Raw genomic sequence first — 15,887 nt, 5'->3', positions numbered from 1 at the left:
CAGAAAACCTGCCTACGCTCCCCCATCAGGTTGTGGATGCACACCTGGGCGCCGGGGCGGCCCACAGCACCAGCCGCCCTAAGGATCACGTCTCTTGTCAGATCCGTCTCCGATCAGCAGCTATCGCTAGCTACTAGTCGGTGGCCACCAATCACTTCCCCACTCACGCCGTCTTCCTTTCGAAGAAGCGTCCACTTTCAGCGGCTGCGACAATCAACACGACCGAGACCACCAGGGTGACAGCCAGTACCGCCAGCGGCACAACCGGGTTGCTGACGGCCATGACCGGAGCCATGAATAGCACGCCCGCCAGCAGCGCACCACCAATGGTCACCACTGCGGGGATGGCCACCTCACGGCGGCGGCTGCGGTGCAGGAAGCTGGCTGTTGCACCCATGCGCTCAAGGGATTCAGCCTGTGCGGCGGTGTCGACGACGCGAATGGACTGCTGGATGGCGGTGGCAATCGCTGCCAAGACAACGGTCATGCCGAGGGTGAGGAAGAGGCCGGTGCGGATATCGATAAAGACGGTCTCAAGTTGGGCGGCCATCTCTGCGGGCATGGTCGTCACCTCCGGCGAGACAGCCCGCACCAATTCCATGGCCGGAATCATCAGGCCCACAATGAAGCCCACCAGACTCATCGCCCCAAAAGAGCGCCACACGGCCTTCGGGTCTTCGACGATGCGGCGCCCAGCCAGCAGCGTCTCAGGCCTGCGCGCCACGCGGGCAATAATCCGGCCAAGGATTTGCAGGGTCCACGGCCCCACGAGGTTGACCACGGCGATCGCTCCGGCGAAGAAGCCCATGAGAATGGTAAGCACCAGCGTTTCACCCAGATCCATGCGGGTGATGAGCTGACCTGGACCAAACCACAAGGCCAGCAGGACCAGCGCCACGACAATATTCACCCAGGACACCTTCGCGCGGTCCGTGCGACGCACGACACCCAAAGGCGTGATCATCACTTTGCGCATGGCGGTGATGGAGCTCAACGCCGTTAGTCCCAACATGATGGTCCCGCAGGCCAGAAGAGGGAGGACACCCATCCACATTTCCCCGATCGACAGGGGCACACCGTGGAAGGAGATGAGTTGCCACACGGGCAAGATGGCCGCATAGAGCACGCTGCCCACGGCGATGCCGACAGCCGCATGTGCCAAAGTATCCAGCATGGCGGCGCCTTGAGCGGGTGCAGGCGGCAGGCCCACCAGGCGCTGGACGGCCAGTGCCTGCGCCTTGCGGCTCACGCCCAGGCGCGCAGCAGCCGCACCCATCGACAGGGCGGGAATGACAACGAGGACGGCCGCGAAGACGGCCAGCGCGGTGTAGGGCTGATCCTCCATTACCGCGTTCATGGGGTTTGCTTCGCGCCCCATGAAGGCGTACACGCCGCCAATGACGCTGAGGAATACGGCGTGAGGCAGGGCCAGGGCAAGGATGGTCAGGATCGAGGTGGCCCGGTCCCGCGAGCGCAGGAGTGCTCGGGTGGCGACAAGGAGCTGGCTCATTGCTGGCCCCCTGCAAACATCGGTGCCTGCTGCACGCCTGCTGGCACCTGCTGAGCGCCAGCCGGACCCGCCTGCCCAGCCACCGCAGTGGCCTCGCCAGCCATCATGACCCGCCCGTCACGCACGCGCAGCTGCCCGGCGCACCAGCGGGCGACGCCCTCGTCGTGGGTGACGAGTACCAGGGTCGCACCCGAAGCGCGGCAGGCCTGGGTGAGGACGCTCATGACCTCATGGCCGGTGGCCTGGTCGAGGGCGCCGGTGGGTTCGTCAGCGAAGACGACCTGCGGGTTGGTGACGAGGGCGCGGGCGATGGCGACGCGCTGGGCCTGGCCGCCGGAGAGCTGGCCGGGCCGGTAGGGGCCGTGACCTTCCAGGCCCAAGGCGGCAAGCTGGGCGTTGGCGCGCGTAATCGCCTCCGACCGTGACACGCCCGCGAGCATGAGCGGCAGGGCGACGTTTTCCTCGTTGGAGAGCTCGGGCAGGAGCTGGCCGTCTTGGAAGACGAAGCCGAAGCGTTCCAGGCGCAGGGCGGACAGGTGGCGTTCTTTCATGCCTGCGATCTCGACGCCCTCAATGAGGATGGAGCCGGAGGTGGGGGCGAGGATGCCGGCCATGCAGTGCAGCAGGGTGGTCTTACCTGAGCCGGAGGGGCCCATGATCGCGGTTTGGCTGCCGCGCGGCAGGTGGACGGTGACGTCATTGAGGGCGGCGACGGTCACGCCTTCGCGGTGGTAGTGCTTGGTGAGGTTGCGGACCCACAGGCCTTCGTCGAGGCTGGGGGCGGGTGCAGCGGGGGCCGCTTGGGTGGTGGGCCCTGCGTGATTGACGAGGCCTGCCGCCTGCCGGGTGGGCGGTGGGTTGGGGAGTGGAGTAGAGGATTTCAGTCATGTGTCTATCTTGAAACTTGCGTGGTGGGCGGGCTAGGGGTTGGCACGATTAAGCCCCCACCATCCCTGAGTGTCCCGGATCTTGGGCCACGCTGCCCTTCGGGTGTCCTCCCCTAAGCGCAGGGGGCACAATAAGGGAAGGAAGGCTCTCATTCAGCCCGCACTGTTGTCACCGGCTTCATTGAAGAAGCCGGCTGAACTGCGCTTTCCTCCACGCGTGATGTCTTTGAGCATCATTGACGACGACCACCACCGAGGATGACCGTGACTGCCCTGATCTCGAACCCCACCATTGACCTGCTGCTGCGCCACCGCACCCACCGCGCGTTCACGGATGCTCCCGTTGACGAAGCCACCCTCGCCACTCTTTTTGAGGTTGCCCGCCGTGGGGCGACGACCTCGTATAACCAGCAGTTCACGATCATCCATGTTCAGGATGAGCAGTTGCGTCAGGAGATTGCGGCTGTCACCGGCCAGGCGCATGTGGCGGGCACGAAGGGTGAGCTGTTCATCTTCGTTATCGACCTGTACCGCAATACGCGTATTCGCCAGGCCGTGGATGCTGATCTTGTGCACGCATCGCGCATGAACGCCTACATGGCGGGTCATAATGATGCGGCGATTGGCGCACAGAATATGGTGATTGCCGCTGAGTCTTTGGGGTTGGGTACGGTGTATCTGGGGTCCATTAATGCTGATCCGCGGCGCATGATTGAGCTGCTGGGCTTGCCCGTCTTCACCTACCCGGCTTTTGGTCTGCTGGTGGGGCATCCGGCATCTGAGCCTGAGCGTAAGCCTCGTTTGCCGCTGTCGGTGACGGTGGCTGTGGATCGTTACCCCGTTATTGATGACCCTGCGGCTTTCGTTGATTCCTTGGCTGAATACGATGCTGAGGTGCAGGAATACTATGGGACGCGCGCGTCGAATACGCGTGAGGATTCCTTCACTCATCTCATCCAGACCCGTCAGGGCTTGGGGGCTGCGGAGCGCTCCCCTATGCGCGAGGTCTTTACCAAGCAGAAGTTGGGGCTGTACTAAAGACTCGAGATTCTATTGCTCGCACAGGGAGTCTTTCAGAGTTAACTACTCACCCTGCCGGCTATTGGTACGGGATGCTAGCCGCTTCTGGGCTGCGCGCATCGTAAGGACAAAGCGTAAGCCATTGAGGCGAATAAAGCCTTCCTTCGTGTAAAAACAAACCAGCTCTTCCTTGAGTGCATCGACAACTATAAGGAGACAGGCAGCACCTTGGGCAGTCTCCACGCATTTGTTGAGCGCGGCATCGATCAAATCGCTGCCGTGCCCCTTTCCGTGGTATTCATGATGAAGCCCAAGCTTGGCGATGAGTATGGCGGGCGCGAACCCGCGTTCATCAATGCCCCATCGTTTGCGTTGGGTGTTGCTGAGTTTCTCGTATGGGGCGGTGACGATACTCATTGCGAGTGAGAAAAAGCGCAGATTTTGCCTTGAGCGTCGAGGCAGAGCCATGTGCTTGTTCTCAACTGAGCACTTTGCTCACAAGCACTGTGTTGCAGCCAGTGGTCGATACTCTCTTCGTTGCTACTGAAATTCTCAAGTAGTTCTTTGTGTGATTCTTCCAAGCGCACCACAGATATCCACGGAGGAGCCTGCGTTTGAGGGTGCTCAGAGTGTGGCGTCGAGCTCATCGAGTGCCGCCCAGACATGTTCGTCAATGAAGAAGACCCTATCCAAACGTACGCGACTGTCTGCCTTGTCTGGTTCCCGGTAGTAGTCGCGGATAGCCTCGTCAGTGATCACACAGAAGCGTCCTGAAGGAACGTAGGCATCTGACCACGGCTTGTCTTGATGCGAGAGGCGACGTAGTTGCGACGCTGACTCTTCGCCATATTTGTCCCAAATTGCATCAAGGAACTGCCTGATCTCTTGAGGAATCTCAGCGCATCGCTGCTTCGCGCGGAAGGCGACAGCATCGTCCTTCACAACGATTGCTGCCCGGCCATATTCCTGGAAGTCGGAACGAATGGCATCCACAACAGGTCCATGCTCAAAAGCGTAGATTTTCGACGAAAACAGTCGGCGACCTGTCTCTGCAAGGTAGTTCGCCTGTGCGAAGTACATCAGTTTATGCAGTTTCATTTGCGTGACATCTGCATCATCGCGACATTCATCGCGGGCAATAAAATAATCAGCGATCAGTCGCGCATCCAGATCACTGAAAAAAAATAGGCTCCATTTCATCCTCCTTCCCTCATGCTCCGTGACCTCATCTTAAACTGAAGAACGCCTGTTCGACAGGACATATGCGCTCAACATCACGAGATTTGGAACTAGCATTGGGGGCATGACCTCCATGCCTTCTCAGACTTCGGTTTTTATTGAACGCATCGCGCACAATGCGGCGATCCTCCACCCGCACCCTCAGGAGAATGCCGCCGCAGTGTGTGATCTGCTGGCCTCTATGGAGTGGCCAGTGTCCCTTATTGGTCCGGAAAAGCCGGTGCGCGGCGGGGTTTTGCTCTTTGAGAAGGCCGCTTTTGACGATTCGATCATGGGCGTCGTCGCGGACGATTTGAATAACGAGGTCGATGCGGGTGTGGCCGCGTATGCTTATCAGCTTTCCGAAGCGGTTGATGAGGAGGGCGAGCCCACTCTCCTTTTCCAACGTGTGGGAATGAAGATTCCGGAGGAGGGCAATCGGGTGATCCTCACCCACACCTACCTTTTTGACGACACGGCGATCACCTGGCTTTTAGGAGCGTCGGAGGATCTGTTCCAGGCGTGTGTGGCGATTGAGCATAGCGGCGCCCACGTGCGGGTCCTGCCTGTTCATGCAGACCCGAACCGCCGTGAGCACCAGGCAGGCCGCGGTGTTGACTCCGTTCAGATCCGTCATCTCTCACCGATCCTTGACAGTGAAGAGGTCGGCGAGGTTGCTCGCGATGTGGTGGATGTGTTGACGCTGGCTGGGTTTAGTGGGCCGATTATTCTTACGGATCATCGCGAGGGTGGGGCGCCGGATTCGTCTCGCCTGAAGGCTGGCTACTAGGGCTGGCGGGCTCCTTTCGGGCCAGCACTTGGGTGACTTCCTTCGCGGGCACCGCGTTGAATTACTTCCTTTGTGGGCCTGCCATGGGGAGACGAGGGTGACATACATGTGACGAGGTTGCCCGGTCTAGGTTGGTCCGATCAGGATCGGTCCCGGTCTAGGTCGGTCCGATCCGGGGCAAACCTGGTGACGCTAGAGTGCTCCTACAGCCCAGTTTTGTGACACTTGTTGTCTGAGGGAGCATTTGCGACCTTAGGTGACAGCTATACCTGTCACGCAACGCAACAACTGTCACACAACTGCCTCAGGCAGCCGTGGGGCAACCCCTCAACCACCCCTTAGGCGGGTTCTTCCCGGCCGGTGAAGTTGGCAAAGCGCGCGAGGTGGCCTTGGAAGAGGGCCGGAATGGTCTTGGTTTGGCCATTACGGTGCTTGGCGACGATGATGTCAGCCTCGCCCGGACGGTCGTCCTCGTTGTAGTAGGAGGGGCGATGCAGCAGCATAATGATGTCGGCGTCTTGCTCAAGGGAGCCCGATTCTCGCAGGTCAGCCATCATGGGCTTGCGGTCGGTTCGTCCTTCTGGGCCACGGTTGAGCTGGGCAACAGCAATGACGGGCACCTCAATCTCCTTGGCCAGCAGTTTCAGCTGACGGGAGAACTCCGAGACTTCCTGCTGACGTGATTCGACGCGCTTACCTGAACTCATGAGCTGCAGGTAGTCGATGACAACCAGGGCAAGGTCGTGCTGTTGCTTGAGGCGGCGGCATTTGGCGCGAATCTCAGTGATGGCCATATTAGGGGAGTCGTCGATGAACAGGGGTGCATCGGAGATCTTGGACATGGTCATGGAGATGCGCTCCCAGTCGCGGCCTTCCATGGAGCCGTCACGCATCTTCGACAGCCACACGCCTGATTCGGCAGAAAGCATGCGCATGGCGATCTCGCTGCGCGACATTTCGAGGGAGAAGATGACTGAGGCCCGGTTGTGGTGGATGGAGGCGGAGCGGCAAAAGTCCAGGGCAAGGGTGGATTTACCCATGGCGGGGCGGGCGGCGATGATGATCATCTGCCCGGGGTGGAGGCCTTGGGTGAGTTTGTCGAGGTCGGTAAAGCCGGTGGGTACGCCGGTGAGTTTGCCTTTATTTGCCTCGATTTCTTCGAGTTCGTCGAGGATGGAGTCGGTAATTTCGCTCATGACGACGTAGTCGGTGGCGGCGCGGCGTTCGGAGACGGCGTAGATTTCAGCCTGGGCTTGGTCAACGATTTGGTCGACGTCTCCCCCGGCATCGGCGTAGCCGAGCTGGACGACGCGGGTGCCGGCGCTGACGAGGCGACGCAGGACGGAGCGTTCGCGGACGATGTGGGCGTAGTAGCCGGCGTTGGCGGCGGTGGGGACCGAGGCGATGAGGCTGTGGAGGTAGGCGGCGCCGCCGACTCGAGTGAGGTCGCCTCGGCGTTGGAGTTCGGCGGCGACGGTGATGGCGTCGACGGGTTCGTCGCGGCCTGATAGGTCGAGGATGATGTCGTGGATGGTTTCGTGGGCGGGCAGGTAGTAGTCGCTGCCGCGGATGACCTCGGTGACGTCGTGGATGGCTTCGGGGGAGAGCATCATGGAGCCCAGCACCGACATTTCTGCGTCGATGTCTTGGGGTGGAGTGCGGTCGAAATCCTGCTCCGATGACATGGTGTGGGGCTATCCCTTCATCCTTCATCCCCGTAGCTGATAGTGGGCTGTGGGGAGTGGGTTGCGCCTATAAGCATTAGGCACCTTAGCGTCATGATGACCCTCTGAGCGAACCCGGAATGTGGATGGGGTTGTGGATTGCGTGTGGACAATGGGGGCACTTGTCCACATCCTGTGGGTAGAGCTGTGGAAACTCTCAAAACCCGCTCAGGGAATTACACGAATGTCACTCGGCGGAATTGCGGGCGAGATCCTTTCTCGCTCATCCACAGCTCTATTCACAGGTTGTGGACAGCCCACCACGCATGTAATCGTCGTCACATTTGGGTTGCGGATGCTCTCTCAAGGTGAAGGCATTACACTTCCCTCACAACACCGGAAAAACCCTGAAATTCTCCCAAATACTCGCAGAAAAGCCCCATGACCTCGGCATCTTCACTTACGCGCCAGATCCTCTCTCTCGCCCTGCCCGCCCTCGGCGCTCTCATTGCCGAACCCCTCTTCATCCTCATCGACTCAGCCATGGTCGGGCACCTCGGCACCGCTGAGCTCGCCGGCCTGGGCCTGGCCTCCACCATCGTCCAAACCCTCGTGGGCCTCTTCGTCTTCCTCCTGTTTTCCACAACCACCCAAGCCGCTCGCGCCCTCGGCGAAGGAAACCTCACCCGCGCCCTCAATGCCGGAGTCAACGCCATCTGGCTCGCCCTTCTCTTGGGCCTAGCCTCCACCCTCATCCTCACCCTCGGCGCACACACCCTCATTGGCCTTTTCGGCCCCGACCCCACCGTCATCCCCCACGCCGTGGACTACCTGCGATACTCGGCCCCCGGCGTGGTCGGAATGTTCATCGTCATGGCACTGACCGGCGCGCTCCGAGGCCTGCACGATACGACCACCGCCCTGAAGGTTGCCTCCCTGGGGGCCCTGTTCAATACGGGTGCCAACGCCGCGTTCATCTACGGCCTGAGCTGGGGCGTGGCCGGTTCGGGGGCGGGCACCTCCCTCACCCAACTCCTCATGGCCGCCGCCCTCCTGCGCGCTTTCCTGCGCCGCTCGCGCGGGCACGAACTCACGCTTCGGCCTCGTTTTTCGGGGATTTTTGGCAGCGCCCGCGATGGCGTGCCCTACTTTGTGCGTACCCTGGCCCTGCGCCTGTCCTTGCTGGCCCTGCTCACGGCGGCCACTGGTCTGGGGGTGGCCACCCTCGCCGCCCACCAGGTGCTGTGGTCCCTGTGGTCTTTTGCCTCCTACGCCTTCGACGCCCTGGCGGCGGCAGCTCAAACCCTCTTCGCCACTGCTGCGGGCAAGGGGGATCGCTCGGCCTCGCGCCTCCTCCTGCGTCGCCTGAGCGCCTGGGGTGTGGGCGCCGGCCTCGTCCTGGGTGGCGTTTTTGCCCTCGCCTCCCCCCTGCTTCCCCTGTTTTTCTCCACTGACGAGGCCGTGCGCGCCGCCACCACTGCGGGCCTGCTCGTTGCCGCGGTGGGGATGCCGATTGCCAGCGCGGTCTTCCTCTTTGACGGGGTGATGATGGGGGCTGATCGGGCGCGCTTCTTGGCTGGGGTGCATGTGGGCCTCCTGGCCGGACATGTGCCGCTGCTCTGGATGATGAGCCCACGGCTGAGCCAATGGCCTGTGACCTGGGCACTTGCTGGCTTGTGGGCGGAGTGGGCGCTGCTGTTTATGGGGGCGCGCCTGGCGTGCTTGATGTGGGGATTACGCGATGAGTTCCACCGCCACCCCCAAACGCCCAGATGATTCTCAGAAAACTCTGTTTTTCTGCGCGTTTCTGGGCTATCGTAAGGGCATATTTCCCTCCAGGAAAGGAGTCTGCCATGTCCACCACACCCCCGCCTCCCGGCCAGATGCCCGGACCCGACCCCATGCCACCCTCGGGCCAAATGCCCTCTCCAGGCCAGATGCCCCAAGCTGGCATGATGCCCGCCCCCACCCCCATGCCGCTTCAGCCGACGAAGAAGGTCTTGTCAATGACGGCACTGGGATTGACGATCCTCGCGTCCTTGCTGATCCTTGGCAGCAGCTGGCTTGCCCTGCGTGGCATGACCCCTGAAGCTGTCAGTCAGATGGGCGTGACTGAGCTGATGGATGCCGCCGAAAGTGCTGACGCCATTCGCTTCGGCACACTGGGGATCGCCGGCCTCATTAACCTGGTAGCCCTCATTGTGGCCATCATCGCCATCGTCAAGGAACGCCCCAAGACCATGAGCATCATTGCCCTGGTGACAGTGTTGGTTCTTCCCGGTATTGCTACCTTCATTTCAGGCAGGATGATGCAGTCGGCACTGGAGACTCTGATGGCGGGTTTGAGCCTCTAATTCCCCTCGGGGCGTGCTCTATTGCACGCGTTCAATGATGAGCGCACACATGACATGTGACCCTACCCCCCACTAGGATAGGAAGTCGGACTATTCTGCGCCCGTCCCGGGTGAGAAGCGGTCCTTAGGACGAGGTTTCGGCCTCGTCTGACGCATGACCCTCCTGTCACGGAAAGACCGTGACCGCGAAGACCATAGGAGGTGGGTATTCACGTGCGTGCATATGAACTCATGGTGATCCTCGATCCCTCGATCGACGAGCGCACCGTCGCACCCTCGATGGACAAGTACCTGCAGCTGGTGACGGCTGAGGGCGGTTCCGTTGAGAACGTCGACATCTGGGGCAAGCGTCGTCTTGCCTACGACATCAACAAGCGTTCCGAAGGCATCTACGTTGTCATCAACATGACCACGACCCCTGCCGTCGCGCTGGAAATCACCCGCCAGATGGGCCTGTCTGAGGCCATTCTGCGCACCAAGCTCCTGCGCCCCGACGCTCACTGACGTCGTATCCGCATCACCACTTCACCTGTGAGTCCACTCAATCGATCCCACTGAGGAGCAGAAATGGCCGGAGAAACCGTCATTACGATCATCGGTAACCTCACCGCTGACCCGGAACTGCGTTTTACGCCCTCGGGCGCCGCAGTTGCTGACTTCACGGTGGCATCGACCCCCCGTACTTTCGACCGTCAATCCAACGAATGGAAGGACGGGGAGACCCTGTTCATGCGCTGCAGCGTGTGGCGTGAGGCTGCGGAAAACGTGGCCGAGTCGCTGCGTAAGGGTATGCGCGTGATCGTGCAGGGTCGTCTGACCCAGCGCTCCTACGAGACCCGCGAGGGCGAGCGTCGTACCGTCGTCGAACTTCAGGTTGACGAGGTCGGCCCTTCGCTGCGTCGCGCGAAAGCTCAAGTGACCCGCGTGCAAGCGCCGTCGGGCCAGGGAGGCTACAGCCAGGGAGGCGGCTACGGCCAGCCTCAGGGTCAGGGTGGATATGGCCAGTCCCAGGATGGTTACAGCCAGGGCGGCTACAACCAGGGTGGATACGGTGGCCAGGCGACCTACTCGGCTCCTGCTGGGGGCAGTGCAGGTGACCCGTGGCGTACCGATGGTGGTGCGGCCTCGTTCGGCGACGAACCGCCGTTCTGAGTCTCACGCTGAGGGATTCTCTCAGCAACGCTCACACAATGCTTGGGGCGGCCCGGCCGCCCAGATCACAAGGAGACCATCATGGCGAAGCCTCAACTTCGCAATAAGCCCATCAAGAAGAAGGCCAACCCCTTGAAGTCGGCCAAGATCGAAAAGATCGACTACAAGGACACCGCTCTGCTTCGTAAGTTCATCTCGGACCGCGGCAAGATCCGCGCTCGCCGCGTGACTGGCGTGTCCGTGCAGGAACAGCGTCGCATTGCTAAGGCCGTTAAGAACGCCCGCGAGATGGCTCTGCTGCCGTACTCGTCCTCTGGCCGCTGATCGAGGGGAAGGGAAGATTATTCATGGCTACTAAGCTCATCCTCACCCACGATGTCGAAAATCTCGGCGCTGCCGGCGATGTTGTCGAGGTCAAGGACGGTTACGCCCGTAACTACCTGGTTCCCCGTGGCCTGGCTACCGCCTGGTCCAAGGGCGCTCAGAAGCAGATTGACCAGATGGCTGCTGCTCGCCGCAAGCGCGAGATCGCTTCCATCGATGACGCTCGCGCCGTGCGCGACGTCCTCCAGGCTGCTGCTCCTGTGACGATCTCCGCCAAGGTTGGCGGCAACGGTCGCCTCTTCGGCGCCGTGTCCACCGCTGACATTGCTGAGGCTGTCAAGGCTGAACTCGGCCAGACCATCGACCGTCGCCGCGTGGTGATCGCTTCTCCGATCAAGACCACTGGCGATTACACCGTGGTCGTCAACCTCCACAACGAGGTGACCGCTAACCTCAAGGTTCGCGTTGTCGCTGCTAAGTGAAGACTGATGGGCGGCTGATTCGCTGAGCGGATCACTGCTTGAACACTGGGGGCCTGGCTCTTTGAGCCAGGCCCCCAGTGTTTTTCCAACCTCATGACAGCACCTTTGGCTCTGCCCTACTATCCCAGCCGTGTCCTCGCTGTCCCCCCTCGCTCGCCGCCCCTGCCTAAGCCACTTCCACCGCCCTCGGCAGCCGCCCCTTGCGCCCCTACACACAAAAGTGGGGTGCTTGCGGCCGTTACAGCCGACAAGCACCCCAGGTCTCACCCAAGGTTGGGTGATTTAGCCATTTGCTGGAGGCGATCCAGGCGAGGCGCCACCGTCTTGGCCACCCCCATTGCCGGGAGGATTTTGCCCTCCGTCATTGTCACCGTTACCGGGGGTGCTCCCCCCTCCGTTTCCAGGCGTATTCGGGTCAGAGGTGTCGTTGGGATCTTGAGGTGACGGCGTATTTTGCTCGTCTGATGTATTGTCGCCGCGCTCTTGCGTGGGTTCTTCTTCCTGCTCCTCAGGCATCGACTGAGGTGTTTCCTCAACGGCAGGTTGGACGGGTTCGTTGAGTCGAGGTCGCTGCTGGACTGACACCCGCCATGGGTAGTCGATATTGTCCATGCCTTCAGTGGCCTTTTTCATGTAGGCCAGCCACACATCGGCTGGCCAGTCGCCGCCGTGGAACTGATCCAGGCCGCCAATATTGGTCAGGGGCACAGGATTACCGTTCTCATCGGATTGGTACATGCTCACTGTGGTGACAAGCTGGGGGATCATACCGACGAATTGGGCGGATTTTTGTTCCTCGGAGGTCCCCGTCTTGCCTGCGACCTTACGGCCCAGGCTCGCTACGGTTTCGCCTGTGCCCCCGCGCTGCATGACGGCCTCGAGGGCGGGCATGATGCCCGACAGTTCAGTGGCGTTGAAGACCTGCTTGGGGTCGATGATGGTCTTGTAGACCACTTGGCCGTCACCGTTTTTCACTTCGCGCACAATGTGGGGCGTGATGCGGTACCCGCCCGATGCGATCGTGGCGTAAGCGCCGGTGATGTCGATATTGTGGGGGGCTGCAAAGCCCAGGACGTTGAGCAAGGTCCCGTCCAGGCCGAGGGTGTCTTCGGGGATGCCGGCGTCAATGGCGACCTTGAGGGTCTTGTCGGATCCGATCTTTTCGTTGAGTTCAACGAAGGCGGTATTGATTGAGTACTGCATGGCCTTGGTGAGGTTCACGCGGCCCCAGGAGTAGCCACCGTCGTTTTCGACGGTTTCAGCCAGGCCGTCGAAGCGGCGCGGGGATCGGCCATCGTAAAGGTCTTCAATGCTGCCGCCGTTGATTTGGTTGGCGAGCAGGGTGAAGGTTTTGAAGGTCGAGGCCGCCGCCGAGATGTCTTGGGTGACGGCGTTTTGCTGGCGGACCAGGTAGTCGTGTCCGGCGTATTCGGCGACGATCTCTCCGGTGTTGGGGTCTACGGAGGACAGGGCCAGGTGCATGGTCTCAGGATTCCAGCCTTCGACCTCGTTCATCGTGTTGGCGGCCGCAATGGCGGCATCGTTCTTCGCCTTGTCGATGGTGGAGATGATCGTCAGGCCGCCGTTTTCGATCTGTTCGTCGGTGAAGGCGCCGGTGGCCTTGAGTTCGGCTCGGACCTGTTCAAGCAGGTAGCCCTGCGGCCCAGCCCACTCGTCTGTGCGTTCGGCGTTGGGGTCGACGGTTTGGGGGAAGGTCGCGGCGTCGGCCTCGGCCTTGTTGATCCACCCGTCTTCGACCATGAGGTTCAGGACGCGCTCCCAGCGGGATTGGGCCTGCTCAGGGTCAACGGCGGGGTCCCACACGGAGGGTGCGGGGATGATGCCGGCCAGCATGGCTGACTCAGAGAGGGTAAGGTCCTTAGCGGCCTTGCCGTAGTAGGCTTTCGCGGCTGCTTCGATCCCGTAGGCGCCTCGCCCAAAGTAGATCGTGTTCATGTAGTTGCCGATGATTTCATCCTTGGTCTGCTGATTGTTGATCTTCAGCGCGAGGATGGCTTCTTTAGCTTTGCCAACGTAGCTGGTGGTATCCCCCATGTAGTAGCGCTCCACGTACTGCTGGGTCAGGGTGGAGCCACCCTGACGGCTTCCCGTCGTGATATTGGTGTAGAGGGCGCGTAGGATGCCGCGGATGTCGATACCGGAGTTGGTGTAGAAGGTCCGGTCTTCGGAGGCGACGATGGCGTGGGGTACGTAGTCGGGCAGGGTTGAGGCGTCAATGATGGTGCGGTTGACCTCAGAGAAGGTGCCCATGCGGGTGGTGCCGTCGTTGTAGTAGACGGTGGTGGTTTGGGCGAGGGCGACCTCGTCGGCGGCGGGGATGGTCAGGCGGTTGTAGAGGTAGCCGAAGACGCCCAGGCCGGCCAGGACGAGGAAGAGCATGGAGAAGGCGATGCCTTTACCGATGCGGCGTGCCCAGCGGCGTCCTTTGGAGAGGGGCTTTTTCTTGTCGGCGGGCGCGGTTGCGGAGCGTTTGGGTGAGCGTTTGCCGCTGGAGGCTTGGGGCCAGTCGTAGGCGGGTTTGGTTTCTTGGGCGCCGCGTTGGAGGACGGATCGGCGCTGTGGGGTTGTTGTCGACGAGGACGAGGCGCCCGCCTGGCGCTGCGTGGAAGCAGAGGTTGAGCGCGGCGTTGAGGCCGCAGCGGGTGTGGTTGAGCGCTGCGGGGCTGGCGTCGGTTCGGGTGTGCGTGCACTGCGGGCCCGGGTTGCTGCTTGGGCTTCGGCTGCGGCGGCGCGTTGGCGGGCGGCCTCGGCGCGGGAGGGCAGGTGGGAAGTGTCCATTGGCAGGTCCTGCGGGTTGCGTGCCATGGGTGCTCTTTTCGTTGACAACAGGGACTGCGGTGTTTTGGCGGAATGTCCGTCAGAAACACTGCTGCTTCTCCACCCTAGGGCCCTGACCTTAGCGAGCGCTAGATATGCAGGTCACTTTTGGCAAATCGTGGCCAAACCCGCACTATATTCGGCCTTCTTTGGGCCTTGGCGTGTTCCTGCGCTGGCGATGCTCAAGCGTTGACGCTCCTTGCGGAGTGCTTCCTTCGTTGCATCGGGGATGCGGCGGCTTTCGCAGGCCTTCGTGATGGCCATTTTTCGTGTCTGGTCGTCCATGCCTTCTTCGTCGGCCTTGGCGAAGAAGTAGGGTCCGGTGGCGTGGGGTTGTTTGGCGAGGGCGGTGGCGAAATACCAGGCGCAGGCCATGCGGGCGTAGTAGTCAGGATTGCTCACTGCCGCCACCCAGTTGAGGTGATCCTTTCGGAAATAGTCGTCGAGGTAGTACGACATGAGGAGCTGGACAGCGACCCTGACGGGGTAGACCTGGTTGCTAGTAAGCCATTGGCTGATTGATCCTTCGAGCTCCTCGTGGTGGGTAGCGGTCAGGCCTGGAGAAATAATGTCGGAGACCATCCAGTTGTCGATGACAGGAAAGAACTCCTCAAGGCGTCGGATGAGCTCGTCGAAGTCTTTCTCTTCGTTAAGAATGAGTGCGTGGAGCAGGTTTTCTTCCAGAGTCTCGTGCGGAAGCGAGATAAGAAAAGCCTCTACAAGCGCAGGTTCTTTCCTGCGCAGGTGTTTGGCGAGTGTGCGCAGGGCAGGGACGCGCACGCCAAGGATGTGTTCGCGTGGCACCGTGGGGGCGAGCTTGGCGGTGAAGTCAGCGTGCTTTTCTTCGGACAGTTCCACCAGACGCGTGCGGATAGTGTCTGTACTCCTGGTCATACTGGATCCTCCTCACCTGTCTGCGCCCAGGCGGCCACTGGGTGGTCACTGTGTGGTCACTGTGTGGCCACTACCCTACCGCGTGATGCGTTTCTTCACCGAGGGTGCTCCTGGCTTTCTTTTCTGGTGCCCCACTCCCCCGCTCCTCCCTGCTGAGCGCCGCGACTTCAGGGATAATGAAGGACAGGGTCTTTTTCGCAGTGAAGGGAGGGAGACACCATGAAATACCTGTTGTGGGCAGCCATCGCGTGCCTCGTGCTCGCCGCTGCAGCTGTCGTGTTTTTCTTTGTCAGTTCCGCCATGATGCCTGAGGGCAGTGGCGCCAATATTGGCGGTGGCCTGGCAATGCTAGCGGCCGGCCCGTTGGCGACGATTGGCGCCGTCTGCGCGGTCATCTACCTTGTTGCCCGTAAGCGTTAAGAGGCAACAGGCCAGATGGCAGCCATGCTGCGCGCACATGAAAACCGGGCCTGGACAATCGTCCAGGCCCGGTTGTTGGTGGAGCCAAGGGGACTCGAACCCCTAACCCCCTGCTTGCAAAGCAGGTGCGCTACCAATTGCGCCATGGCCCCATGCTGGGTGTCGCTTCCGATCAGGCCAGAGCCGGATCGTCAGTGACTGACCTCCACAATTCTGCATTGTCAGAGAGGTCTTGAGCAACTTGTCTCACCACGAGTCCGACTGCTACTGCAGCTCCGACGACCACAATTGCGGTGATCCACTTGTTCATTGTGCCTCCTCTGGCAAATGCCGA

General features: G+C 61.1%; 17 protein-coding genes and 1 tRNA gene. 9 read left to right on the top strand and 9 right to left on the bottom strand.

Features of this window, described 5'->3' with window-relative positions; all coding sequences use genetic code 11:
* Positions 1-163 precede the first annotated feature (163 nt).
* A complete protein-coding gene (locus tag HWX48_RS10180; RefSeq protein ID WP_175957198.1) occupies positions 164-1,510 on the bottom strand; it encodes an ABC transporter permease in 1,347 nt (448 codons plus the stop codon).
* Entirely contained in the window at positions 1,507-2,229 is a 723-nt protein-coding gene (locus HWX48_RS10175) for an ABC transporter ATP-binding protein (RefSeq protein ID WP_368483995.1), read from the bottom strand. Before HWX48_RS10175 ends, HWX48_RS10180 begins: the two co-directional genes overlap by 4 nt.
* Before the next feature lie 432 nt (positions 2,230-2,661).
* Here HWX48_RS10175 and HWX48_RS10170 point away from each other — a divergent pair, with 432 nt between their 5' ends.
* Positions 2,662-3,435 carry a nitroreductase family protein gene (locus HWX48_RS10170; protein WP_254873067.1) on the top strand — a complete coding sequence of 258 codons (774 nt, stop codon included), beginning with the start codon at positions 2,662-2,664 and terminating at the stop codon, positions 3,433-3,435.
* A 45-nt stretch (positions 3,436-3,480) separates the two neighbouring features.
* On the opposite strand, the gene HWX48_RS10165 is transcribed toward HWX48_RS10170, so the two are convergent.
* Positions 3,481-3,885 (bottom strand): GNAT family N-acetyltransferase, encoded by a 405-nt coding sequence (locus HWX48_RS10165; RefSeq protein WP_175957196.1) that lies wholly within the window; start codon positions 3,883-3,885, stop codon positions 3,481-3,483.
* Between the two features lie 156 nt (positions 3,886-4,041).
* On the bottom strand, positions 4,042-4,617 hold the full coding sequence (locus tag HWX48_RS10160) for a Panacea domain-containing protein (protein WP_175957194.1): 576 nt from the start codon (positions 4,615-4,617) through the stop codon (positions 4,042-4,044).
* A 103-nt stretch (positions 4,618-4,720) separates the two neighbouring features.
* On the opposite strand from HWX48_RS10160, the gene HWX48_RS10155 reads away from it, so the two are divergent.
* Entirely contained in the window at positions 4,721-5,425 is a 705-nt protein-coding gene (locus HWX48_RS10155) for a hypothetical protein (RefSeq protein ID WP_175957192.1), read from the top strand.
* Positions 5,426-5,763: 338 nt separating this feature from the next.
* On the opposite strand, the gene dnaB is transcribed toward HWX48_RS10155, so the two are convergent.
* Positions 5,764-7,110: a replicative DNA helicase gene (gene dnaB, locus HWX48_RS10150; protein WP_175957190.1), complete on the bottom strand. Its 1,347-nt coding sequence runs from the start codon at positions 7,108-7,110 to the stop codon at positions 5,764-5,766.
* Positions 7,111-7,530: 420 nt separating this feature from the next.
* On the opposite strand from dnaB, the gene HWX48_RS10145 reads away from it, so the two are divergent.
* From HWX48_RS10145 to rplI, 6 genes are all read left to right on the top strand, one after another.
* Entirely contained in the window at positions 7,531-8,865 is a 1,335-nt protein-coding gene (locus HWX48_RS10145) for an MATE family efflux transporter (RefSeq protein ID WP_175957188.1), read from the top strand.
* Positions 8,866-8,942: 77 nt separating this feature from the next.
* Complete coding sequence (locus HWX48_RS10140) at positions 8,943-9,443, top strand: hypothetical protein (RefSeq protein ID WP_175957186.1); 501 nt, start codon at positions 8,943-8,945, stop codon at positions 9,441-9,443.
* Positions 9,444-9,656: 213 nt separating this feature from the next.
* Positions 9,657-9,947 (top strand): 30S ribosomal protein S6, encoded by a 291-nt coding sequence (gene rpsF, locus HWX48_RS10135; RefSeq protein ID WP_175957184.1) that lies wholly within the window; start codon positions 9,657-9,659, stop codon positions 9,945-9,947.
* A gap of 63 nt (positions 9,948-10,010) precedes the next feature.
* On the top strand, positions 10,011-10,595 hold the full coding sequence (locus tag HWX48_RS10130) for a single-stranded DNA-binding protein (protein WP_175957183.1): 585 nt from the start codon (positions 10,011-10,013) through the stop codon (positions 10,593-10,595).
* Positions 10,596-10,676: 81 nt separating this feature from the next.
* Positions 10,677-10,919, top strand: coding sequence for a 30S ribosomal protein S18 (rpsR, locus tag HWX48_RS10125; protein WP_124869999.1), 243 nt, complete (start codon positions 10,677-10,679; stop codon positions 10,917-10,919).
* A 23-nt stretch (positions 10,920-10,942) separates the two neighbouring features.
* Positions 10,943-11,401, top strand: coding sequence for a 50S ribosomal protein L9 (gene rplI / locus HWX48_RS10120; RefSeq protein ID WP_175957181.1), 459 nt, complete (start codon positions 10,943-10,945; stop codon positions 11,399-11,401).
* 282 nt (positions 11,402-11,683) lie between these two features.
* On the opposite strand, the gene HWX48_RS10115 is transcribed toward rplI, so the two are convergent.
* Both HWX48_RS10115 and HWX48_RS10110 read right to left on the bottom strand, forming a co-directional pair.
* Complete coding sequence (locus HWX48_RS10115) at positions 11,684-14,227, bottom strand: transglycosylase domain-containing protein (protein WP_254873066.1); 2,544 nt, start codon at positions 14,225-14,227, stop codon at positions 11,684-11,686.
* Between the two features lie 114 nt (positions 14,228-14,341).
* Positions 14,342-15,133, bottom strand: a complete 792-nt coding sequence (locus HWX48_RS10110; protein WP_175957179.1) for a DNA alkylation repair protein — start codon at positions 15,131-15,133, stop codon at positions 14,342-14,344.
* Positions 15,134-15,352: 219 nt separating this feature from the next.
* Here HWX48_RS10110 and HWX48_RS10105 point away from each other — a divergent pair, with 219 nt between their 5' ends.
* Positions 15,353-15,553, top strand: coding sequence for a hypothetical protein (locus HWX48_RS10105; RefSeq protein ID WP_175957177.1), 201 nt, complete (start codon positions 15,353-15,355; stop codon positions 15,551-15,553).
* A gap of 76 nt (positions 15,554-15,629) precedes the next feature.
* Here the strand turns inward: HWX48_RS10105 and HWX48_RS10100 are convergent.
* Positions 15,630-15,705 (bottom strand) — tRNA-Ala (locus HWX48_RS10100).
* Between the two features lie 20 nt (positions 15,706-15,725).
* Positions 15,726-15,863 (bottom strand): DLW-39 family protein, encoded by a 138-nt coding sequence (locus tag HWX48_RS10095; RefSeq protein ID WP_175957175.1) that lies wholly within the window; start codon positions 15,861-15,863, stop codon positions 15,726-15,728.
* Positions 15,864-15,887: the final 24 nt, after the last annotated feature.

This window comes from Schaalia sp. Marseille-Q2122 (genome assembly GCF_903645355.1).
Lineage (GTDB): Bacteria > Actinomycetota > Actinomycetes > Actinomycetales > Actinomycetaceae > Pauljensenia.
The sequence above is the reverse complement of the archived record's forward strand: the minus strand, read 5'-3'. Positions and strand labels throughout refer to the sequence as shown.